General features: G+C 42.4%; 17 protein-coding genes, 2 tRNA genes and 1 pseudogene. 6 read left to right on the top strand and 14 right to left on the bottom strand.

Annotated features, from left to right (window positions below):
* Positions 1-22 precede the first annotated feature (22 nt).
* Both BN3283_RS07725 and mtaB read right to left on the bottom strand, forming a co-directional pair.
* Positions 23-1,054, bottom strand: coding sequence for a GDP-mannose 4,6-dehydratase (locus BN3283_RS07725; RefSeq protein WP_059026274.1), 1,032 nt, complete (start codon positions 1,052-1,054; stop codon positions 23-25).
* 136 nt (positions 1,055-1,190) lie between these two features.
* The gene (mtaB, locus tag BN3283_RS07720; RefSeq protein ID WP_041504384.1) at positions 1,191-2,504 is read right to left on the bottom strand and encodes a tRNA (N(6)-L-threonylcarbamoyladenosine(37)-C(2))-methylthiotransferase MtaB; all 1,314 of its coding nucleotides are present in this window, start codon (positions 2,502-2,504) and stop codon (positions 1,191-1,193) included.
* Between the two features lie 211 nt (positions 2,505-2,715).
* On the opposite strand from mtaB, the gene ispF reads away from it, so the two are divergent.
* Together ispF and lpxB are read left to right on the top strand one after the other, a co-directional pair.
* Positions 2,716-3,195, top strand: a complete 480-nt coding sequence (gene ispF, locus BN3283_RS07715; protein ID WP_041504477.1) for a 2-C-methyl-D-erythritol 2,4-cyclodiphosphate synthase — start codon at positions 2,716-2,718, stop codon at positions 3,193-3,195.
* A 1-nt stretch (position 3,196) separates the two neighbouring features.
* Positions 3,197-4,339, top strand: coding sequence for a lipid-A-disaccharide synthase (gene lpxB / locus BN3283_RS07710; RefSeq protein ID WP_059026273.1), 1,143 nt, complete (start codon positions 3,197-3,199; stop codon positions 4,337-4,339).
* Between the two features lie 248 nt (positions 4,340-4,587).
* On the opposite strand, the gene hcp is transcribed toward lpxB, so the two are convergent.
* On the bottom strand, positions 4,588-6,231 hold the full coding sequence (hcp, locus tag BN3283_RS07705; protein ID WP_059027210.1) for a hydroxylamine reductase: 1,644 nt from the start codon (positions 6,229-6,231) through the stop codon (positions 4,588-4,590).
* Positions 6,232-6,402: 171 nt separating this feature from the next.
* On the opposite strand from hcp, the gene BN3283_RS07700 reads away from it, so the two are divergent.
* The gene (locus tag BN3283_RS07700; RefSeq protein WP_286137596.1) at positions 6,403-6,846 is read left to right on the top strand and encodes a pyridoxamine 5'-phosphate oxidase family protein; all 444 of its coding nucleotides are present in this window, start codon (positions 6,403-6,405) and stop codon (positions 6,844-6,846) included.
* 6 nt (positions 6,847-6,852) lie between these two features.
* Here the strand turns inward: BN3283_RS07700 and BN3283_RS07695 are convergent, their stop codons facing one another.
* The 7 genes and pseudogenes from BN3283_RS07695 to BN3283_RS07660 form a co-directional block, all read right to left on the bottom strand.
* Positions 6,853-8,319: a tetratricopeptide repeat protein gene (locus BN3283_RS07695; protein ID WP_059026272.1), complete on the bottom strand. Its 1,467-nt coding sequence runs from the start codon at positions 8,317-8,319 to the stop codon at positions 6,853-6,855.
* 142 nt (positions 8,320-8,461) lie between these two features.
* Entirely contained in the window at positions 8,462-9,238 is a 777-nt protein-coding gene (gene tatC / locus BN3283_RS07690) for a twin-arginine translocase subunit TatC (protein ID WP_059026271.1), read from the bottom strand.
* 40 nt (positions 9,239-9,278) lie between these two features.
* Positions 9,279-9,461: a hypothetical protein gene (locus BN3283_RS07685; RefSeq protein WP_041504388.1), complete on the bottom strand. Its 183-nt coding sequence runs from the start codon at positions 9,459-9,461 to the stop codon at positions 9,279-9,281.
* An 11-nt stretch (positions 9,462-9,472) separates the two neighbouring features.
* Positions 9,473-11,362, bottom strand: coding sequence for a TonB-dependent receptor plug domain-containing protein (locus tag BN3283_RS07680; RefSeq protein WP_070807467.1), 1,890 nt, complete (start codon positions 11,360-11,362; stop codon positions 9,473-9,475).
* Positions 11,359-11,775 carry a DUF1893 domain-containing protein gene (locus BN3283_RS07675; protein WP_350308230.1) on the bottom strand — a complete coding sequence of 139 codons (417 nt, stop codon included), beginning with the start codon at positions 11,773-11,775 and terminating at the stop codon, positions 11,359-11,361. The genes BN3283_RS07680 and BN3283_RS07675 overlap by 4 nt, the downstream gene beginning before the upstream one ends.
* Before the next feature lie 50 nt (positions 11,776-11,825).
* Positions 11,826-12,645: pseudogene (locus tag BN3283_RS07665) on the bottom strand (4Fe-4S binding protein).
* 350 nt (positions 12,646-12,995) lie between these two features.
* Positions 12,996-13,523 (bottom strand): flavodoxin, encoded by a 528-nt coding sequence (locus BN3283_RS07660; RefSeq protein ID WP_286137595.1) that lies wholly within the window; start codon positions 13,521-13,523, stop codon positions 12,996-12,998.
* Between the two features lie 444 nt (positions 13,524-13,967).
* On the opposite strand from BN3283_RS07660, the gene BN3283_RS07655 reads away from it, so the two are divergent.
* Positions 13,968-14,207 carry a hypothetical protein gene (locus tag BN3283_RS07655; protein WP_147625558.1) on the top strand — a complete coding sequence of 80 codons (240 nt, stop codon included), beginning with the start codon at positions 13,968-13,970 and terminating at the stop codon, positions 14,205-14,207.
* Between the two features lie 28 nt (positions 14,208-14,235).
* Entirely contained in the window at positions 14,236-15,240 is a 1,005-nt protein-coding gene (locus tag BN3283_RS07650; protein WP_082667083.1) for a DUF362 domain-containing protein, read from the top strand.
* A gap of 89 nt (positions 15,241-15,329) precedes the next feature.
* Here the strand turns inward: BN3283_RS07650 and BN3283_RS07645 are convergent.
* From BN3283_RS07645 to tsaD, 4 genes are all read right to left on the bottom strand, one after another.
* Positions 15,330-15,405, bottom strand: a tRNA-Gly gene (locus BN3283_RS07645).
* A gap of 196 nt (positions 15,406-15,601) precedes the next feature.
* Positions 15,602-15,683 (bottom strand) — tRNA-Tyr (locus tag BN3283_RS07640).
* A gap of 208 nt (positions 15,684-15,891) precedes the next feature.
* Positions 15,892-16,821, bottom strand: a complete 930-nt coding sequence (locus BN3283_RS07635) for an NAD(P)-dependent oxidoreductase (protein WP_059026267.1) — start codon at positions 16,819-16,821, stop codon at positions 15,892-15,894.
* A gap of 37 nt (positions 16,822-16,858) precedes the next feature.
* Positions 16,859-17,884, bottom strand: coding sequence for a tRNA (adenosine(37)-N6)-threonylcarbamoyltransferase complex transferase subunit TsaD (tsaD, locus tag BN3283_RS07630; protein ID WP_059026266.1), 1,026 nt, complete (start codon positions 17,882-17,884; stop codon positions 16,859-16,861).
* Positions 17,885-18,166: 282 nt separating this feature from the next.
* Here tsaD and BN3283_RS07625 point away from each other — a divergent pair, with 282 nt between their 5' ends.
* Positions 18,167-22,564 carry a translocation/assembly module TamB domain-containing protein gene (locus tag BN3283_RS07625; protein ID WP_059026265.1) on the top strand — a complete coding sequence of 1,466 codons (4,398 nt, stop codon included), beginning with the start codon at positions 18,167-18,169 and terminating at the stop codon, positions 22,562-22,564.
* Positions 22,565-22,671 lie beyond the last annotated feature (107 nt).

The following is a 22,671-nucleotide window of genomic DNA, read 5'->3' as shown; positions in this document are numbered from 1 at the left end:
TTGTTATTCTTTCGAATGTTTGCTACTTTTTCTGATTTATAAAATGGGATTGGGAAAACCACTCGGCAAACCGTTGTATACCTGTTTCAAGAGAGATGGTAGGAGTGTAGTTATAGTCTTCTTGTAACCTGGTCGTGTCTGCCCACGTTTGATAAACGTCTCCGGGTTGCATCTCCATGAAAACCTTTTTGGCTTCTTTTCCCAGATTCTTCTCCAGTACATGGATAAAATCCATTAATTTCACCGGTTCTCCTCTTCCTATATTATATATGGTCGCTGGAGTACCGGGAAAATCTTCTCTTTTCATTCCGGGGGTTGTAATTATTTTTTCCATTCCGGTGATGATATCGTCGATATAGGTGAAATCTCTGGATAGATGACCGTTATTAAAGATTTTGATCTCCTTGTCGTTTGCAATGGCATTGGCAAATAGGATAGGAGCCATATCCGGCCGACCGTATGGACCGTATACCGTAAAAAAACGAAGTCCTATGGTTTGCAACTTGTATAAATACGAATAGGTATTGGCCATCAATTCATTACTTTTTTTGGAAGCGGCATAAATGGATATCGGGTGATCCACCTGATCGTCTTCTCGAAAAGGAACGGAATGATTGTTTCCGTAAACGGAGGAAGAAGAGGCGTATACCAATTTTGTGCATTGAAATTTTCGACAGGCTTCCAATAAATTTAGAAAACCGACAATATTACTTTGGACATAGGATTCGGGGTGAGTAAGGCTGTAACGTACGCCGGCTTGTGCAGCCAGGTTTACGACGCAATCAAATCGGTGCGTGGCGAATAGTTTTGTTAATTTTTCTGTGTCGCATAAATCTATTTGACAAAAGGTGTAACGCGAATCTATTTCGGATTTGATTTCTTTGCCGTATTCATAATTTTCAATTCCGCATGCCCGCAGTCTCTCCTCTTTTAAAGTGGTATCATAGTAGTTATTAACGGAGTCAATACCGTAAATGGTATGATTGTCGTTTAAAAGTCTTTTGACAAGGTAAAAACCGATGAATCCGGCTGTTCCCGAAATTAATATGTTCATGTTCTCTTGTTTCAGGTTCTAAATTATCCGACAAAATTATAAAATAAAACAGAAATAACTTATCATGGATGGTTTAAATCCACCTGTTTTATTCGGGAAGAGGTATTTGGAGCGAAAAACGGAATGCTTGTAGATGTCAATAATGAATGAGTTGGATTTTTCCCGTGAGATTTCCGTTTTCGTTGGCTTCTCCTAATTTAACGGGAACGATTTGGTTTGTCAATGTACGATCGTAGGGGAGTTCGACTCGAATGTAATTATCTGTGAACCCGCCCATCGAGCCGTTAATTTCACTCTCTTCGAAAAGTACCGGGCGAATCTCTCCCTGAAAAGATTGATAAAAAGATTGGAGTTTTTGTTCTGAAATGTCTAATAATAGATTTACTCGTCGGTGCTTTTCTGGTGTGGTAACAATTAACGGAATATCCAGCGCCTTTGTTCCCGAACGTTCTGAATAAGGGAATACATGAAGTTGAGAGATGGGTAATTCGGAAATAAAATTTCGGGCGTCTTCAAAAAATATTTCGGTTTCACCCCGCATGCCGGCGATGACGTCCACCCCGATAAAAGCGTCGGGTAAAAGAGACTTGATCGTTCCTATTTTTTCAGCAAAAAGTTCGCGGTTGTAACGCCGTCTCATGAGTTTCAGAACCTCGTTATTTCCGGATTGTAACGGTATGTGAAAATGTGGCATAAAATGTTTGGATGCAGCAACGAACTCGATGATTTCATCCGTTAATAAATTGGGTTCTATGGAAGAAATCCTGAACCGGGGTATTTCGTCCAATTGATCTAATGCCCGGAGTAATTCAAAAAACGACATACCGGTATCCCGGCCAAAATCCCCTGTGTTGACGCCTGTTAGTATGATCTCTTTTATACCTTTATCTGCGGCGCTTTGTGCGGCTTTCAATACCTCTTTTATTTGTGCGCTCCTGCTTTTTCCCCGGGCGTAAGGGATGGTACAATAGCTGCAAAAGTAGTCGCAACCGTCTTGAATTTTCAGAAAGCAACGGGTACGATCTCCGTAAGAATATGCCAAATCGAACTGTTCGATCCGGAAAATATCACAAGAGTGAGGTGGGATGGTTTCCTGGGTTTCGAGGTGTTGCAAATAGTGTGCGACATTGAATTTGTCCCGGGCACCGAGTACCATGTTTACTCCCTTAATGTTCATGATTTCCTGGGCTCGAAGTTGGGCGTAACATCCGACGACGACGATATAGGCTCCCGGGTTACGGTGGATGATTTTCCGGATCATCTGACGTCCTTTTTTTTCTGCAATGTCGGTAACGCTACACGTGTTTATCACGAAGATATCAGCTCCTTCTTTTTCTCCTACCGTTATTGTCCCTACCTGTTCCAGGCTATGTTTTATCGTTGACGTTTCCGAAAAATTCAATTTACAGCCCAAGGTGATATAGGCTACTCTCTTCCCTTCGATAAGCATTGTAATCTTTAATTATTATAATTGTAAATCTTCCGTCTGTTCTGCGACAAAAGTAATGATTTTATGGTTAAAAACAGAGGCATTTGAGCTTAGTCGTAGGAATTGAAATGAAATATTAGTTATTTTGTCTTTTCGTATTTGTATCCTTCTCGGTATGCTGAGGATTAATGAGGGGATATTATCGAAATATGGAATTAATAATTTGATTGTTATGAAGATAAAAACGGGTTTTGGAATAGATGTACATCGTTTGGCCGAGGGGGAAGAGTTTTGGTTGGGAGGAATTAAGTTGGAACATGAAAAGGGATGTGTGGCTCATTCGGACGGAGATGTTTTGATTCATGCTATTTGTGATGCCTTGTTGGGTGCAGCCGGATTGGATGATATCGGTTCTTACTTTCCGGATACGGATCCGGCTTATAAGGGAATTGACAGTAAGGTTTTATTAAAGCGGACGATCGATATGGTAAATGCGAAAGGATATACTGTCGGTAATATCGATTGTGTCATTTGCTTGCAGCGGCCCAAAATTAAATTGCGGGTATTGGAAATGCGGGAGTGTCTATCAGAGATTTTAGGAATGGAAACGGAAGACCTGACTATTAAGGCAACGACCACGGAGCATTTGGGATACGAGGGTCGGGAAGAGGGGGTGACCGCTTATGCTTCGGTATTGATGATAAAGTTATAATATGAAATATTACATTATTGCGGGAGAAGCATCGGGAGACTTACATGCTTCCAATTTAATCAAAGGATTGAGACGGGAAGATCCGGAAGCCGTTATACGGGGATGGGGGGGAGATTTAATGAGAAATGCCGGTTGCGAGATCGTACGCCATTACAAAGATACGGCTATCATGGGATTTCTCACGGTATTGAAAAATCTGGGTAAGATTAAAGAAAATATCGAAGCCTGCCACCGGGATATATTAGCGTGGAAACCGGATGTGGTTATTTTGGTCGATTATGGGGGCTTTAATTTGCGGGTGGCCAAATTTATAAAAACTGCCGGCATCCCTGTTTTTTATTATATTTCACCTAAAATATGGGCATGGAATACCGGGAGAGTAAAAAAAATTAAATGTCTGGTAGACCGGATGTATGTCATATTCCCGTTTGAGGTCGATTTTTACAGGCAATTTGATTACACGGTTCAATATGCCGGAAATCCTTTGGTAGATGCTATTCATGATAGGGATTTCAAAGATGAAAGTTATGCGGATTTTATCCGGGGTAATCAACTCCCCGATAAACCGATTATTGCTTTATTGGCGGGGAGTCGCTCTCAAGAATTAAAGCATGTCTTACCTGAGATGTTATCGATGGTAAAACATTTTCCAGGTTATCAGTTTGTGATCGCCGGAGCTCCTTCCATGAGTGATACGGATTATACTCCTTATATAAAGGGCTTGGATATCAGGATCGTGTATGGCCAGACGTACAGATTGTTAAAGCAGGCACGATGTGCCTTGGTAACATCCGGAACGGCGACGTTGGAGACTGCTATATTGAAGACTCCTCAGGTCGTTTGTTACAGCGGGGAAGGGGGTGCCCTCAGTTATTTTCTTTTTAAAACTTTCGTAAAGGTAAAGTATATCTCTTTGGTTAACCTGATTGCCGGAAAAGAGGTTGTTCGAGAGTTGTTGATGCAGAAATTGAACGAAAAGAACTTATTGAAAGCCTTGTCGGCGATATTGCCGGATGACGGCCCCAGAGTACAGATGTTGCGGGAGTACGAAGAAGTAAATCGTCGTCTGGGAGATCCGGGTGCCTCCGAACGTTTTGCCCGTATGATGATCCGGGATTTAAAGGAGTTGAAAGGTCGTGGGTAAAATTGTTTTCCCCTTCCTCGATCAGATCGTGAATATAATCCGCTGCACTCTTTGTTTGCCCGCCGCAAAGGTAAGGATTTTGGAGTAAAGATAAAGGATTCGTCAAAAGTTTGCGTGCTCCGGTAGCCCCTGAATAATTTTTCCCCGTGATATGAAAAATAGGCATCTATTATGGTCAGGCGAGTCTGAATCCGGAATGAATGGACCCAGATCCCACCTTGACCACGAGATGATCTTTTATTTTGATTTTAACGGTTGATAAGTTGTTTTAAATCATCGTCTACGTTCGATATGGTCGACAGTCCGAATTTTTCTACCAGCACTTTTAAAACATTGGGACTGAAGAATGCCGGTAAGCTTGGCCCTGCATGTATGTTTTTAATTCCAAGATAGAGTAATGCCAACAACACGATGACGGCTTTTTGTTCGTACCAAGCGATGTTGAAAACGATGGGCAAGTCATTGATGCTTTTTGCGCCGAATATTTCTTTTAATTTACTGGCCACTTTTATCCATGAATAGCTATCGTTGCATTGTCCGGCATCTAAAACCCGGGGAATGCCATTGATCTCTCCTAAAGGAAGTTTGTTGTAACGGTATTTAGCGCATCCGGAAGTAAGTATGACGGTGTCTTGCGGTAATCTTTGGGCGAATTCCGTATAATACTCTCTGCTTTTCATACGACCGTCGCATCCGGACATTACAACAAATTTACGGATCTTACCGCTCTTTACCGCCTCTACGATCTTGTCCGCTAAAGCGATAACCTGATGATGGGCAAATCCGCCGGTGATGGAACCCGTTTCGATCGCTTCCGGCGGTAAACATTTTTTTGCGTGAGCAATTATGTCACTGAAATCTTTGGGTCGATTCCCGTTCCGGGGAATGTATTTGAAGCCGGGGAATCCCACGGAACCAGTGGTATACACTCGATCTGCATAGCGAGCATCGGGATGCGGCGGAACCAGGCAGTTCGTGGTAAACAGGATGGGACCGTTAAAATGTTGGAATTCGTATACTTGTCGCCACCAGGCATTTCCGTAATTACCTGCAAAGTGTTTGTATTTTTTGAATGCCGGATAGTAGTGTGCTGGGAGCATTTCACTATGGGTATAGATATCGACGCCCGAACCTTCCGTTTGTTTTAGCAACTCTTCCAAATCTCGAAGGTCATGGCCGCTAATCAATATTCCGGGGTTATTTCTTACTCCGATATCGACTTTTGTAATCTCCGGGTTTCCATAGGCGGTCGTGTTTGCTTGGTCCAACAAGGCCATCGCATCTACTCCGTTTTTACCGCATTCGAGCACCATTTGAATAAGTTGTTCCGTGGATAGATTCAAAGTGGTGGCCACCAATCCCCGGTCTATGAATTCGTATATATTCTGATTTTCTTGTCCGAGGTTGTAAGCATGCTCCGTGTAAGCGGCGATTCCTTTTATTCCGTAAATAAGAAGTTCCCGTAGAGCACGTACATCTTCGTTTAAGGTGGATAGGACTCCGATGGTTGTTGCTTTTTGTTCCATTTCTTCTGTGGAATCACACTGCCAGTAAGCCCCTTCGAATGTGATGTTTCGGATATCCCCTTTTTTGTCCAAAAAGGTTTGTTTTAATCGTTCCCGCAAAAGAAGTGCCCGTTTTATTTTATCTATAAACCGGTCCCTGTCGAAATTGGCGTTGGTGATAGTCATAAAAAGTCCGTCGAGGATAAATTGATCGGCGGAATGGTCTACGGCTTTCAGCGCTCGTAGTTGTACCCTGTAATGGGCGATTCCTTTTAACAAAAAAAGTAAGAGGTCCTGGAGATTGGCGACATCAGGCGTTTTTCCGCATACGCCGCGGACGGTACAACCACTTCCTTTGGCTGTTTCCTGGCATTGAAAACAAAACATTTTTTCCATTGCAGATTTATTATAGTTTAAATTAAAGGTTTCGTTTATTTCGGTAACATTTATACGATAAATCACATATAAAAGATTGTAAAATATTAGATTTGTTAATCTGTTTAAAACGGAAGGATCATGGAAGAAAAATTCGATACAATCTGAAGAAAAGACCGGGTATTGGACCGGGAGACTGCGATCCGGCTTTTGGAGAAGGGAGAATACGGCATTTTGTCTATGGTCGGAGAGAACGGTTACGGATACGGACTTCCTTTAAGTTATGTACTGGAGGATGAACATATCTATTTCCATTGTGCTCCGGAAGGAATGAAGTTAAACAATTTGAAGAAGGACAATCGGGTAAGTTTTTGTGTGGTAGGAAAGACATGCGTTATTCCGGAAAAGTTTACCACGGAATACGAAAGTACCTTAGTGTTCGGGATGATCTCGGAAGGGCTTCCGGAATGTGAACGTTTGCATGCGTTGCGTTTGATCGTAAAGAAGTATTCTCCGGATTATGTGGAAATGGCAGAGAAATACATTACTGCTTCTTTCCATCGTACCAATGTGTTACGTTTGGATATAGAGACGATTTCCGGTAAGCAGAAAAAAGCGGGTATTTGAAATAGATTACATGGCTTTTGGTGTTAACGGTACCGGCGGTGTCGAGGGGGCCGGAGATTCGGGAGGATTGGCAAGACGATGAAGTTCACGGTAAGAATAGGTGTATTTTTTACCTTCTGGATCTCTTGCCGTGAGTTTTTTTGTGTTTTTCAGAAAGGCTTCTCTCAAGGCATGATTTAAAACTTCTCTGCAGTACTCCTGCATGATTTCCGTGTACCGACTTTTGACATTGTAATTTTTCAGGAACAGAATACAGGTGAACAACATTTTTTCTCTGGGTATACCTTGTGACATAAGTATACTTTCGTCGGAATCTTTCGGTTGACAAAGATAGGTCAGATTGGCGATGGCCTGTTTGTTTGCAGGGTATAGTTTATAAGCCTGCCAATAGGCGAGTACGGCTTTTTTATTCTCTTTGGAGGTGCTGTAAGCATTACCATTCATTACTGAAATTCGGGAAAGTAACGTGTTGTCCGGTTGTAGTTGTGTTTCCACCTCCCGAAAAATCTGGAGCGCTTTGTAAGGATTCCCCGTTTGAATTAATGCTTCTCCGTATCTCAGGGCAACGTCGAGATCCGTGTGATTGCCCTCTTCATCCAGAAATAACGAATCTGCTTGGGCAAGCCATTTTTCTGCCTGGGAAAAGCGTTTTAATTGGAATAGAGTTAAGCCGTAATATTTGAGAGTTACGCGTGAAACTCTTTCTCCTTCGGTTAATTTGGTAAATATCGTGTCACACTCTTTGTAACGTTTATCGAAGTATTTTAATATTCCCCTACTTTGTGCCAGGAGCGGGTAATTCGGATTATACCGGATTGCCGTGTCTGCTAAAGCGATGATTGTATCCATCCATTCGGGCCAAACTTTTTTGTCTTTGCGTATCGCGTTGATCGCTTTCAAAGCGATTCTCCCGTTTCTTTTATCCTGTTCGAAAGCGCGGATATAAAAAGATAGAGCATCTGCAGTAAGGTTCAGTCCGTTCGTACAATCTCCCAGGCTGGAAAGTAATGAAGTGTTGGTAGAATCTACGGTTAATAATTTCGTATAAACCTGTATGGCTTTAGGATAATCCGGAATCTGCTGATAGAGGCGTCCTAAAGAAAAATTGATGAGAAAATGTACCGAATCTTCTCGTGATAATTGTTCATAATATTTCAATGCGATCGTTTGGTGTCCGGCCAGATTGGCAGATCGAGCCATGGCCAGTTTGGCGTCTTGATTGGCGGTGTCACGGGAATACCATTTTTTGTAATATCGATAAGCTTTATTATAACGCATTAGTTCTTCGTTGGTCTTACCCGCGTAAAAAAGGAGGGAGGAAGATTCTGTTCCCGTTTCGAATAACGAATCAATATAAATGGCTGCCTCTGCGTATTTACCGGTTATGATCAGATTTTTAATCCAGTTGTCCGAATGTTGGGCTGTAAGCGTAAGAGCACAAATGACTCCTATTGAAGTGAGTAATATTTTCATAGCAGAGGTCTTAGCAGGTTCTGTTTTTTATTAGTACTTTGAGCAAATATATGAAAAAAAAATCGGATCAACTAATTTTTTAGTTATTGGATGCCGTTTTTATTGATTAACTGCGACGAATACATGGAGGAAAGTAGGTCGTTCAATTGTTATTGTTTGTTCTAATTTTTTTTGAAACAGTACGTTTAACAAGCAGAATACTTAATTCATAGAGTAAAAACATGGGCATGGCAACCAGGGAGAGGGTGAATACATCCGATGTCGGAGTGATGATAGCGGCAATGATGAGAATGGTTATGGTCGCATGCCGGCGGTAGGGTCGCATAAACGGAGCGGAGATAAATCCGGACAGGGCGAGCAGCCAGCATAAAATGGGAATTTCAAAAACAATTCCCATCATCAGGTTCATCATTAATAAGGTATCCATGTACGATTGTAACGAAATCATATTTTCGACCTCGGTGCTCACTTGATAGGTGCCGAGGAAACGGAAGGTCAGCGGAAAGATTATCAAGTAGTTTAGTGCCGCACCTGTTATGAACATAGCGTACCCACCGCCGACCATTCGTAAAGCGTATTTTTTTTCTTTGGTGTATAAAGCGGGAGAGACGAAACGGAACAGTAAATACAGGATATAAGGAGAAGCACAGAGTAGGCCTACATATAGGGCTGTTTTTACATGAATGATAAATTGCTCTGCTAATCCCGTATTTATCAATTTGACGGAAAAGATTCCTGAATTTACCTCTGGAAGAGACAGCCGGTTCCAAATGAGATGAAAGATCCTGTAGGTGATGAAATCGTCTTGTTTGGGTGCCAGAATGACGGTGAACAGTTCCTCTTTAAACAGGTAGGCTATGATTCCGCATCCGATGGTTACAACCGCTATCTTCAACAGGTAAACTCTTAGTTCATCCAGATGTTCCCAGAAAGTCTTTTTTTACTGCCGTCGATTTCGTTCATGGCTTTAATGACTCTTCTTTTTCCGGTTTCGTTTTTTCATTTGTGGTATCCATACCGTTCATTCCTTCTTTGAAACTGCGTACTCCTTTACCGATTCCTTTCATGAATAAGATGGTTACCCAATAGGTTTTTGTTTCGTTGTACGGTAACGAGTAAAGTTTTACGCTTGTAGTTTTCATATTCGTTCATATTAAAAATTGATATTCACTCCCCCCATAAACGTGGCTTCGGGCATCGGATAGCCGATATTGATCTCGTAACTTTGTGCAAGCAAGTTTTCTCCACGTACGAAAAGGTCTGCAAAGCGGAAGACCCGGTAACTTCCCCGCATATTCCACAATATGAAATCTTCTTTAATCTTGGAAGGTTTGACTTCTGTATAAAGTCCTCGGACATACATTATTCCCGTTGATATATTCCATCTTCCCCGGGTAAAGTCGGCTCCGGCATACAGTTTATGTTCGGGGGCTGCAATAACAGGATGCACCATTCGTAACCAACTGTAATTGGCTGATATATTCCAGGAACGATTCGGTCGGTAAGACATGTTAGTTTCAATTCCCCAGTTCTCAATCTTTCCGGTGTTGATATTTTTACGGCGTTTATCGTCCATAACTACGGTTTGAATGGTATTGTCGCCGTTGATATGGAAAAGGTTTATTCCATACGACAAGGTATTTTTCATTAGACGTTGGGACCAGGAAAGTTCGTAACTCATGATCCGTTCTGGTTTGAGATCCGGATTTTTCGAACCGAACATGTATAGTTCTCGAAGTGTCGGGTTTCGAAATCCTTTGCTCATCAAGGCTTTCAATTCGGCGTTCGGTTGAAATTGCGTACTTATCCCGACTTGAGGAATCCATTCTGTTCCGCTTTGGGAATGGTGATCTATCCGAACTCCCGCATTGAAGGTAAAGATTCTTCCGATAGACTGCCGAAAATCCATGTATCCGGCTATTTCATTTTCCGATTTGTTGACTATATCCGTGTGATTGCCATTCAGAAATTTATTCCAAGCTTCACCTCCGATGTATTGATAATCCGCACCGACGGTTATTCGGTTACCGGTAAATAGCGTTACACTTTGGTACCAGGTGAGGCCTAACATTTTATCGGTGGAATGAAACCGGTAATTCAGCGGTTCTTCTTCGCGGGAATAGCCATCGTTAATTTTATGGCGTCCCCAATTATAATAGAGTTTTAAGGCTCCCGATGTATGGTTGTAGTTATTTTCGAGAGAGAAAGAGGTTACGCCACGGGTAATCCGTGAATCGTTATCGAAAACGGGAGAGGTCATCGTGCCGGGATTGGACGTGTTATAATGGGTTAGGTTTATATCTGCAAATAAATTCCAAACCCGATTTAATTCATATCCCAGTTTGGCGTAACCTCCGTATTGCTCAAATTCCATATCTGAACGGTGGCCGTCGGTCCGGTTGTAAGAACCGGTCACGATGCTGTTGAAGCGTCCCTGCCGGATTTGATTGGAGAGTTCGGTTGTCAGGGTGTTGTAAGAGCCGTAACTTACTCTCGCGTGATTCTTTATACCATCATCCTGTTGTTTACGAGTGACAATGTTAATGACGCCACCCATAGCGTTTGAACCGTACAAAACGGATGCTGGACCTCGTACGACCTCTACTTTCTCCGCTAACATGGATTGATAGGCATCAGACAACGGATGCCCCATAAGTCCCATGTATTGCGGGTGACCGTCTATTAATATCAGCAAGCCGGTTGTGGGGTTGCCTCCGATACCGCGTAAACTCATACTCCCGGCGGCTCCCGTGGATATGCCGTATCCCATAATACTCCGGCTTGTAGTGAAAAATCCCGGTATTTTTTCTGTCAGTATGGGTAACAAAGATTGTTCATACCTGTGTTCGATCTGGTTTCGTTTGATTATCGATATACTCATGGGGAGATGACGGATCTCCGTTTCATTGCGCGTCCCCGTAACGACAACTTCATCTATCGTGTAGTTTTTAGTCGAACGGGTACTGTCTTCTTGGGAGTATACCTCTAATTCTAAAAATAGTAAAAAGTTGACTATTAGAATATAAGTTATTTTCTTGTTCATTTCCTATTGTTAAGTATGAAGTTTTGTATCGTGGAGAAGATATCTTGCGTCGATTTTACCTCAAAGCAGGCGGATTCCAACGGACACCATCCGGTTTTAGTCCGGTTTTTAATAAAAGGAACAAGTTGTCCGAAGTCAATCCGGATGTTAGTGTCTTGTAATAGATCCAAGGCCGGTTGACTGACAACGTCCGCGTATATCCGTCGTGCATTTCCCAATATCATCAACGTGGCGGCCGCTTTGCCTACGATCTTGTCTGCAATGACGGCTCCCTGTAGGAAGGGAGCGTCCTGGCGAAGTAAGCCGTATAAATCGGCTATTCCGGGTTGTTTGAAAGTACGGATCGATTCGTTGTTGGCGATCACGCAGGAGTATTGGTCTGAATGCAGTAAGTGAATTAAGTTTTCGATCATCGCTTGCTTGTATCAATCGTTAGAGAAATGAGGTTATTTTTATTAATAGGTTATACGATTCGGTGCGACTGGTGTCCTTCCACGTAAATGGCACTAAAAGGGCGGGCCGGACATAAATTTTCACAAGCTCCGCAGCCGATACAATGCTCTGTATTTACTACCGGAATCCGGGGTGAAGTCGATACGTTCGGATCGGAGGTGACCGTATGTATCGCCTCTGTGGGACAATGGCGAGCGCAGTTGCCACAGCTAACTCCGTCGGTCAGAGGAATGCAATTTTCTTTTACCCATACGGCATGACCGATTTGTATCGCCGATTTATCCGCTGGGGTAATCGGATGAATGGCACTGCGTCATTGTACTTTTCATCCATGCCTCAACGGAATAAAACGTATAGCTGTTTATCCTTTCGGCTCCATAAGCCAATAGGTTATTTCCCCATTGCCGAAGGGATGCAAACAGATTCGAAACGATACGGCCGTAAGTGCTATAAGGATCGAGTGAGGCGACTAACGAGCCGATGCCCGCGAATAAAGCCATGATAAACACGGATAATATGCCGTATCGTAGCCAGGATAAAGCGGGCGAATAGTAAAAGCGATTCTTTTTTTGTTTTCCGGCCAGCCAAGAGATGGTATCTTGAAATATACCGAGGGGACAAATGACTGAACAATAGATGCGTCCGAATACCGACGTTAGTATGATAAGAAATACCACCACGCCAACATTCCATGCCAGTAAAGCGGGTAGAAATTGTATTTTGGCCAACCATCCGAACCACGTGTGTATTGTTCCCGTGAAGTCGAGGAATAGCATGGATATGAGGGTAAAACTCACGATGGCGATTGTTCGTCTGATAGTACGTAACATGATATTTATTTTTTAAAAGTAAATATTCGTATACCGGAAAATAGATTTACCCGATTTTCCCGTAGATTATTGTTTTATGTTCTTTTTTCTCGATTCCCATGTCTCCGGGGATTGGATCGTTTTTACTGTTTTAATCATTAAGTACTTGGTCGTGTTGATGTTGATACAAAATTAAAGAGTTGAAGGGGGATGTTTTGTATACAGATTACAGAGAGTTATACCAATTTTACGGATTCGATTTTTTGTGAAACAGATACATGGATAAGAATAGGCGGTAAGATGAATCTTGAAATTCTCTTGCCGCCTGCACGAGGTATGTACCGCCCCCCTTTGGGTTTGTCCCTTCACCTTTATTTTACAACTCCGATTTCACGCAACCATTTCTCTACCTCTTTGCGTGAGGTCTCTGCTTTCTCGCCGTTTGTTAAAAAACCTTTTTTGTGTTCCTGTTTGTCTGTATGCTTTACGAAATCTGTAAAGCAATTCTGTTCGCCTCCGCCTCCGTGAGTGCAGAAAGGGATAAGAATCTTACCGGAAAAATCGTAGCTTTCGATAAATGTCAGTATGGGCATAGGCATTGTTCCCCACCAATTCGGATAACCGATAAATATAGTGTCGTACAGTGCAATATTTTCGACTTTGGTTTTGAGGGCCGGGCGGGCATGGGTCTCTTTTTCTTTTTTAGCGACGTCCGTACATGCGCGGTATTCCGCCGGATAGGGTTTTGCCACTTGAATCTCAAACAGGTCTCCACCCGTAAACTCTTTGATATGGTTCGCTATTGCCCGGGTATTTCCGCTACGGGAGAAATAAACAACCAATACTTTTTTTTCGGTAGATGTTTTTTGCGCTTCTGAATCTGTGCTGAATATTGCCATAATCGTCATAATTAATATTAAGCTTTTTGTAATCATCTTTTCTTGTTTTTAGGTTTATATTCTTCGGTGAAAAAGGGTTTATTTGATCTATTTTATATGACAAAATTATGTCGGATGAGTTAAAATGTTCATATACGGATTACGGATTGTCATACCAATATTACCGATCGCATAAATTGTTAGGGAATAATGTATTAAGAAGAGACTGATAGGTAAACGGAAGCAGAAATCGAAAGAAAATAATGGATTTGAATTTCCTGTTTATCGAAGCTTGGAAATTCTATTTTTAAGCCTTGATTTCAACTTCCTTTTCTTATTACTTGGATTTTTTATTTTTGATCTGTAATAATGGTAAGGATATCTGTAATCGGTATACCAATTGTTTTTTTTCTGCACTTATATTTGTATCGGATAAAAAGAGAATTACGAATGAAAATAGTACGTATGACATTGATAATTATTGTGGCGATTGTTGTGGTTATTGGTATTGTTACGGTGATAATAATTAATCATCCCAGTTTCGGTAAAGCTTCGCGTGGTGAACGTTTGGAACGTCTGAATCTCTCGCCTGATTATCGTGACGGACAATTCCGAAATCTTATTCCTACCCAACGGTTGACCTCGGACAAAAGAAGATTTGCCGCGACACAGGTATTTACCGAATGGTGGAAAGAGGGAGAATAATATCTTAAACATAATAATAAAGATCGGTATGAAAAAAAGTGTATTTACATTAATGGTTGCGGTTATACTGCCTTTTTCCGTTTTTAGTTCTTCCCGGGAAAAGGGGGACAGGCAGACGTTGCGGGAAGAAAATTCTGACGGACGGGGGGCTGTGACGAAAAAGACGGCGAAAGTATATATGACGAAAGAGATTACCCCGCGGAGTCTTAAACGTATTTACGAAGCGTTGAATCGTCCTGCGACCGGAAAAGTAGCCGTTAAATTGAGTACGGGGGAACCGGGCGGCAATAATTATCTGAAACCAGCATTGGTCGGTGATTTGATAAAAGCCGTGAACGGTACGATTGTCGAGTGTAATACGGCCTACGGGGGAGGACGGGCAACGACGGAAGCTCATTTGAAGGCAGCGGAGGATCACGGTTTTACAGCGGTCGCACCGGTTGATATTATGGATGCCGAAGGTGAAATTCGTCTGCCGGTCAAAGGAGGTAAGCACATTACCGAGGACCTTGTCGGTTCGCATTTTAAGAATTACGATTTCACTTTGGTACTTTCACATTTCAAAGGTCATGCCATGGCCGGTTTTGGCGGAGCCGTTAAAAATATATCTATCGGTATTGCTTCTTCTGCTGGTAAACTTCTTATTCATTCGGCAGGAAAGAGCACTACTAATTGGGAACATCCGCTTCAGGATGATTTTTTAGAGACGATGGCTGAGGCGGCCAAAGCTGTTGCCGATCATTGCGGGGACAAAATTATTTATATCAACGTGATGAATAATCTTTCGGTGGATTGTGATTGCGATTCCAGTCCTGCCGATCCTCAAATGGGCGATATCGGTATTTTGGCTTCGCTCGATCCGGTGGCACTGGATAAGGCCTGCATCGACCTTATTTATGCCTCTTCTGATCACGGACGCGTTCATCTGATAGAGCGTATGGAATCGCGACATGGAATACATACCTTGGAGTACGCGGAGAAAATAGGACTCGGTAGTCAAGGGTACGAATTGATTCTTTTGAACGGGAAATAATAATTCAGGTAGGTGTTGATGATGATCGTGTTTCAAAACGTGTCAACGTTATGTAAAAAAAAGCACTTACTTTTGTAAGTGCTTTTTCGTGGAGCGGAAAACGGGACTCAAACCCGCGACCCCCAGCTTGGAAGGCTAGTGCTCTATCGACTGAGCTATTTCCGCAAATATAAGTTCCTCTCCCGTGTGGATGGCCTCACTTCGTTCGGCGGTCCTGAAGGGGGAGACCTTACTAATTTTTACTAACGAAAGACGAAGTCTTTCTTGTTGATTGAAAAATATTTAACCTTCCAAAAGCGGACTTTTGACGGTAAACTTTTTTCAATCACGGATGCTTTCGGCATCCGCTTTTAAAAATTCGTGGGCAGTGATGGATTCGAACCACCGAAGGCTAAGCCAGCTGAGTTACAGTCAGCCCCATTTGGCCACTCTGGTAACTGCCCTTGTTCAAAGAACGTTTGCTTGTCGTTAGCGGGTGCAAATATAGGGCTTTTTGTATATATTGCAATAGTTGTGATCGATTTTTTGAGTGAAAATCGAGAGGTATTTAAATAAATGAAGCTATTTATTTCTTTATTTGAAAATTACGATTCCGTGTCCCGGGAAATAAAAAGAAAGAGGAACAATCCGGATTGTTCCTCTTTCATGTATTTAGTTGACCACATTGGTCGGGGTTCCCTTGAAAAAGTTCAATATGTTGTCGACCGCTTCCCGTCCGGTAGCGATGCGGGTATCGATGGTTCCGGTACCGTTGTGCGGAGCCAGTATCACGTTATCCAGGCTATAAAGGATTTCGTTGATATGCGGTTCGTTTTCGAAAACATCCAAGGCTGCTCCGGCAATTTTTTTGTTCAGGAGGCATTCTGCCAAAGCTTGTTCGTCAATTACAGCTCCTCGGGCCGTGTTAATCAGAAAAGCACTCGGTTTCATTAAACTTAATTCCCGTTTCCCGATCATGTGCCGGGTGTCATCGGTAAGAGGCGTATGGATGGAAATGAAGTCGGATCTTTGTAAAAGCGTGTCCAGATCCACTTTTTCATACCCTTCGACGGTAGTACGACGATTGTGATAGATCACTTTCATCCGAAAAACGGACGCCATCTGGGCTACTGTTTTCCCGATGTTACCCATGCCGATGATACCGAGTGTCCTTCCTTCGAGTGTGTAGCCCAAATTCTTCATGGTTCCCCACATGCTCTCTTTTTCTACTCTTAAACGACGGTCGCATTCTGCAATTCTGCGGGCCACGCTTAACATAAGTCCCATGGCCATTTCTGCGGTCGGGAAACAGACGGCTTTGGGCGTATTACAGACGGCAATACCTTTCGAGCGGGCGAATTTGATATCGATGTTATTGAATCCGACGCCGAAATTGCTGATTAATTTCAGGTTCTTGCCGGCTTCAATGATCTCATTATCGATCGGACGAGTGAATATGCCTAATAAAGCATCGTATTCAGGAACCATTTTTATTAACTCTTCTTTAGAGAAGAATTCTCCCTCCGGCAAAGTTACCGTGTGTTCTTTACCCAAGGCTGTAAAAGATTCATGAGGGATATTATACGTAACTAATATTTTCATGTGATTGTAATTTAATATATGAATTTTTATATTGTTGTCAAATTTTTAAACTCATTCTGGCATCGGCAGGAGCTTCTAAACCGATGAACTGGGATTTTAGGTACTTGTAATATCCCGTGACCGCTACCATTCCTGCATTGTCGAGCGAGAAACCGAGGCGGGGGATATATACCTCCCATCCGAGTCTGTCCGCTTCTGCGTGTACGGCTTTTTGTAATCCAGTGTTTGCAGAAACACCGCCTCCTATGGCAATTTGTTTGATCCCGGTCTGTTTGGCTGCTTTTTTTAGTTTAGCCATAAGTATATCGATGATTGCTTTTTGCAATGAAGCGCAAAGGTCGTTCAAATTGTGCTGTATAAAATCAGGATCATTTTTTATTTCATCCCGGATGGAATACAAGAAGGATGTTTTTAATCCGCTGAAGCTGTAATCCAAACCCGGTATTTGTGGTTTGTTGAAAGAGAAGCGTTCCGGATTCCCTTCTTTGGCTAAGCGATCGATGATCGGTCCGCCGGGGTAGCCGAGTCCCATGACCTTGGCACACTTGTCGTAGGCTTCCCCGGCCGCATCGTCGATGGTTTGCCCGATTACTTCCATATCGAGGTAATCCCGAACGACAATGAGTTGGGAGTTGCCTCCGGATACTAATAACGTGAGAAAAGGAAACTGAGGATGACGGGCTTCAATACCCGGTTCTTTGATGAAATTAGCCAAGATATGTGCCTGTAAATGATTAACCTCGATCATAGGTATTTGTTTGGCGATGGCAAAGCCTTTGGCAAAAGAGGTCCCCACGAGCAGTGAACCCAGTAATCCCGGACCCCGGGTGAAAGCTATGGCGGTAACCTCGTCGGCACAGGTTCCGGCAAGTTTTAAGGCTTGAGCAACCACGGGTATGATATTTTGTTGGTGGGCTCGGGATGCTAATTCCGGAACTACCCCGCCATAAGCCTCGTGTACTTTCTGACTGGCAATGACGTTGGATAATACCACACCGTCTTTCAGTATTGCGGCAGAGGTGTCGTCGCAGGAAGATTCGATCCCTAATATAATAATACTCATTGTTTTTTAATTTAGAATTAACATGACCGGAGCAGGCAAATGCGATAAAATTGTTTTGCGTTTGTAATGAACAGTAGAACATGAGTTTATAATTGCATTACCGCTAAATCTATTCATTTTCAATTTTTCAAATTATTTTCCTTTTCTGGTCATAAAATGTTCTGCAATATTAATAAATTTGCGTTCAACTAAAACGGCTGTGTTATAAAAAAAATAATAAGTATACTATCTACGTGCTTGGTGGGGTCGGGACTACTGGTCGCAATCCTTTATTTGGCATTTATGACTCCTTGGGTACAGACGAGGGTTGTGGAGTTTTTTACCCGTCAGATCGAGAGGCAAACGGGGACGGAAATTTCCATAGGGAGGGTAAACTTCCGCCCGATCGAATCGTTGGTACTCGAGGATGTGCTGATAAAAGATGCCCGGAAAGATACGCTTTTGTTTTGTAAACGTTTGGTAACGAAGGTGGATTCCGTTAGTTTCGTGAAACGGCGTTTTACTGTGACGGAAATGGGATTTGAGAAAGCCCTTTTTAATCTGTGGGTCACGCGAGGTAAAGAGGGGGGTGTCACGAATATAGAGTTGTGGTTGGATGTTCTTTCCAATGCAAGGGATACCTTGTCCTCTTCCGTTACTTCGGCATCTCCGTTGGAATGGAATGTAAATTTGTCCAAGGTATATTTGAAGGATTGTCGTTTCAAATACGCGGAGGATGAATATGAGCCGGAGGAGTATGGGATCAACTGGACAGACGTGGACTGTCGGAAGTTGGATGTAGTGATTTCCGATATCGATTTTTCAGGAGGTAGGTACGGGGCATATGTTTCGGGATTGACATTGGAAGAAAAATCCGGGTTTCGTTTATTGAATTTATCCGCAAGAATCCTGGCAGAAGACGATCAATTGTTGATTACCAAAGGTTTGATACAGACAGAAAGAAGCGAACTTTACCTGGATACGTTGCAATACAATTGGGTCCCGAACGAAAGGTATTGGCATTTCTTCACCCAAAAGATGAAACAGCGGTATGTTTTTTCTCCTTCCACTTTACACTTTGACGATTTGGCTTATTTTAACGGGGAGTTGTTGGGTATGAATAATATCATTGTCGCGAGTGGGGAGGTTTCGAGTACGGTAAATCGATTGGAGGGGCGTCGGTTGGAAATTTACCTTGGGGAGAAAAGTGTTATTAAAGGGGAATTTAACTCCATAGGATTACCCCGTTTTTGGGAGACGGATTTTGATATCACGTTCCGGGATAGTAGAATCGCTTCTGAGGAATTGGAAGGTATTTACATGCCTTGGTTGGAAAGTCATTATGTAAAATTGCCGGACTTGTTGCATAAATACAGGACTTTTGATTTGGAAGGGAATTTTAAGGGTAGAATAGAAGATTTCATATTAACGGCAAAAAGTGAGACTCCCGGGCTTTTGGGGAGTATAGGATTAACCTATAAACCGGATACGGTAGCCGGGCATCGGTACCATGGAAGTTTCCGTTTTTATCATGTGGATTATGGGTTTCTTACCGGACAATCTTATTTGGGGAATGGTTCTTATTTCGGGAAATACACGGGGTACTTGAGAGATTCATCGTCTGCTTTTACTTTGAATAGCCGAATTGGCCATGTAAACCTGTTTCACGGTTCGGTGCGAAATATCGCTTTGGATGTTCATAGCGATAACGGCTACATGAAACTTTCTTCATTCGTGGAAAATGACAGTATACAGGCCAGAGTCGCGTTAGACTATACGTACGGGGGGGATGCGATTCGACTGGCGGATGTGTCGGGAGAGTTGCATGTCCGGCATTGGGACTCGTGGAATACGCCTGTTTTTGGAGAACGAGAGTCCTTCGGTTTCCGTTTTTTCGGTAATTACGAACAAAGAAACGAAGATGCGGAAGTGAAATTATCCGTTTCAGATCTCTCGTATGAAAATGTCCGGGGAAAGTTTACCGTCGATTCGATACGTTTGGATCATAAAAAGATAGAGGACTATGGATTGACAGATTTACGCTCTTCCATGGCGGATGTACGCGTGGAAGGTTTTTACGCGGGGCTTACTTTCGAAGATTTTGTGGATAATCTGATCTGTCGTTATATCCCGGCTTATCGCTATGCTGTAGATAAAGCATTGAGACCGGGGACGAATTTTATTTGTGAAGCGGCACTCAAGGAAATAAGTCCCGTGTTGAAAGTTATCTATCCCGAGTTAACGGTTTCAGACGGGACGAGCTTTTCCTGTGATTTCAATGATTATCAAGGGAGTTTGCGGGTGAGAGTGGAAGCGGACACGTTGCGTTGGGGAGATATGCATTTGTATCATTCGAAAATCCGGGCGATCGGCGATTCTTCGACTTTACAATGTATATATACCGCGGATGAATTGAAATACAAACGTATAGGACGATTGTATAATGTTCGCAACGTGACGAATATAAAGACCAATGACGTGGACAATGCCCTTTCATGGGGGAATTGGGAAAAGGAAACGTATTCCGGTTCCTTGTCGGCTAACTTACGATTGATGAAGTATCACGACCGGTATATTACACAAGTTTTTGTAAATCCCGGTACGATCGTTATGGCGGATAGCGTGTGGCAGGTCGAGAGGGCTCTTCTTTTAAAAGAGGATAAAAATATCTTCGTGAATAATTTTGTTATCTATCGTGGCGATCAACGTTTTAGCTTGCAGGGAAAAATCGGTAGCAGTCCGAGGGATACGCTTACTGTTTCTTTTGATAATTTTGATCTGGCGGAGTTTAATAGGATTATTTTCGATAATAAGGTGAAACTTTTTGGAAAAGTAGTCGGGCGGGTGAACGTGTCCGATTTTTATAAAGATCGTTTGGTTTATGCTAACGTAGACGTAAATCGGTGGGGTATAAATCAGGATACGTTGGGAACAATGAAGATCCGTTCTTTTTGGGATGCTCCGGGGAGTGCATTACAAATGCAGGTCTCGGACCAGATCGGTGATCAGGTGCCGTTGTTTATATCGGGATATTATAAACCCTCTTCGGACAGTATAGACATAAATATGTCCCTCTCCGGTATTGATATGAAATATGTATCTGATTACTTTCCGGATCTTATCAAAAAGGGTTCGGGTTCGGTTTTCGGTGATTTATCTTTGGCCGGAACGATGGAGGACGCTAAGGTCAACGGATTTTTAGGCATGGATACTGTTTCCTTCGCTTTGACCGGGTTGAATACGGATTTTTCTATTGACGACCGGATACAGATAAGAGACAACAGAATTTTACTGGATCGTTTTGCTATTCGGGATGCCGCTTCCAACGAGGCGACTTGTTCCGGATATTACGATATAGGAAGCAGTTTGTATGATGTGAATGTACAATTAAAGAATTTCATGGTGTTGAATACGCGTATGGAACAAGGCGAATCTTTCTATGGTCAATTGTATATTAGCGGGCTGACTCGTATGCACAATTTGAACGGGCCGACTAATTTTGCTGTTAATATAAAGACGGAACCTCATTCTAAAATATACGTTCCCCTGACATCGGCCACTTCGGAAAATAGCGGACAATTTTTGCATTTCATGGGTAACGAGCGGTCGGATACCCTGAGGCGTCCTTTGGAGTTTCAGCATTCCTTGGCAGATTGGGTCGATCTGAATGCTAACCTGGAGATTAATAATAATCTGGAGGTACAGATTATATTTGATCCTACGATCGGGGATATATTGAAGACGGTGGGAAGTGGGGATATCAGAGTTTCTTTGGATAAAGACCGTCAATTAAATGTTTTTGGTGAATATAAAATCGAAAAAGGGGATTATCTTTTCACGTTGAGTAATTTGGTCAACAAAAAATTTATTTTGACTCCCGGGGGAAGTATAAAATGGAATGGCTCTTTGGATGACGCTATCATTGATATGAGTGCTGTTTATCATTTAAAAACGTCGTTGAATGATTTATTGTCCGGCATGGAGAAGGGGACAACCAAGGTACCCGTGGAGTGCGTGTTGAACTTGAAAGAAAATTTGATGAATCCTTCCGTGAACTTCAGTATTAATTTCCCTTCTTTGGATGCCCAGATGAAAAGTTTGATACAAAGTCTTTTCGCCAGTCAGGATGATATCAATAAGCAGATGTTTTCTCTTTTGATATTGAATAAATTTTACACTCCGGATTACGTAGATAAATTGGAGGGTAAGGAGGAGAGAAGTGCCGGCTATCAGGTGGGAGTGACTACCGCGAGTGAGTTGCTTTCTAACCAGTTGTCTCGTTGGTTCTCGCAAATCAGCAATAATTTCGATATAGGGTTCTCTTACCGTCCCGGGGATGAGGTGACTACCAATGAATTCGAACTGGCTCTTTCCACTCAAATTTGGAACAACCGGGTGACTATTTCTGCTAACGGTAATGTGGTCGAAAAGGCTAAAACGACTTCTAATAGTCCGATTACGGGAGATTTTGACGTGGATGTAAAAATCAATAAGCAAGGTACTTTAAAATTGAAGGCTTATTCTCATACGGATGAGAAGATCACGTACAATGCCACGGAGACGGTTCAAGGGGTCGGTATCTCTTATCAAGAGACTTTTGATACATTCAAAGAGTTGTTACGAAAATATTTTGGTTTTTTCAAACGGAAAAAACCTTTACCGGAAGATATGCAAACGGTTGATAATAAAGTACAAGATTAATATTCTGTATGCTCTTTTTTATTTTCGATTCATATGTCATTGTTTTTTTCCTTTTTTTTAATGAAATTGGGAACGTTACATGAATACGTATAACCAACTAATATTAA

Origin of the sequence: Gabonibacter massiliensis, from assembly GCA_001487125.1 — a bacterium.
Lineage (GTDB): Bacteria > Bacteroidota > Bacteroidia > Bacteroidales > Marinifilaceae > Gabonibacter > Gabonibacter massiliensis.
Note: the sequence above shows the minus strand (reverse complement) of the source record. Positions and strands in the feature narration are given on the sequence as shown.

What these genes read in the sequence shown, in the direction of transcription:
- BN3283_RS07725 (WP_059026274.1), bottom strand. Translation starts at nt 1,054, where the DNA reads ATGAACATATTAATTTCGGGAACAGCCGGATTCATCGGTTTTTACCTT.
- mtaB (WP_041504384.1), bottom strand. Translation starts at nt 2,504, where the DNA reads ATGCTTATCGAAGGGAAGAGAGTAGCCTATATCACCTTGGGCTGTAAA.
- ispF (WP_041504477.1), top strand. Translation starts at nt 2,716, where the DNA reads ATGAAGATAAAAACGGGTTTTGGAATAGATGTACATCGTTTGGCCGAG.
- lpxB (WP_059026273.1), top strand. Translation starts at nt 3,197, where the DNA reads ATGAAATATTACATTATTGCGGGAGAAGCATCGGGAGACTTACATGCT.
- hcp (WP_059027210.1), bottom strand. Translation starts at nt 6,231, where the DNA reads ATGTTTTGTTTTCAATGCCAGGAAACAGCCAAAGGAAGTGGTTGTACC.
- BN3283_RS07695 (WP_059026272.1), bottom strand. Translation starts at nt 8,319, where the DNA reads ATGAAAATATTACTCACTTCAATAGGAGTCATTTGTGCTCTTACGCTT.
- BN3283_RS07685 (WP_041504388.1), bottom strand. Translation starts at nt 9,461, where the DNA reads ATGAAAACTACAAGCGTAAAACTTTACTCGTTACCGTACAACGAAACA.
- BN3283_RS07680 (WP_070807467.1), bottom strand. Translation starts at nt 11,362, where the DNA reads ATGAACAAGAAAATAACTTATATTCTAATAGTCAACTTTTTACTATTT.
- BN3283_RS07675 (WP_350308230.1), bottom strand. Translation starts at nt 11,775, where the DNA reads ATGATCGAAAACTTAATTCACTTACTGCATTCAGACCAATACTCCTGC.
- BN3283_RS07660 (WP_286137595.1), bottom strand. Translation starts at nt 13,523, where the DNA reads ATGGCAATATTCAGCACAGATTCAGAAGCGCAAAAAACATCTACCGAA.
- BN3283_RS07655 (WP_147625558.1), top strand. Translation starts at nt 13,968, where the DNA reads ATGACATTGATAATTATTGTGGCGATTGTTGTGGTTATTGGTATTGTT.
- BN3283_RS07650 (WP_082667083.1), top strand. Translation starts at nt 14,236, where the DNA reads ATGAAAAAAAGTGTATTTACATTAATGGTTGCGGTTATACTGCCTTTT.
- BN3283_RS07635 (WP_059026267.1), bottom strand. Translation starts at nt 16,821, where the DNA reads ATGAAAATATTAGTTACGTATAATATCCCTCATGAATCTTTTACAGCC.
- tsaD (WP_059026266.1), bottom strand. Translation starts at nt 17,884, where the DNA reads ATGAGTATTATTATATTAGGGATCGAATCTTCCTGCGACGACACCTCT.
- BN3283_RS07625 (WP_059026265.1), top strand. Translation starts at nt 18,167, where the DNA reads ATGACTCCTTGGGTACAGACGAGGGTTGTGGAGTTTTTTACCCGTCAG.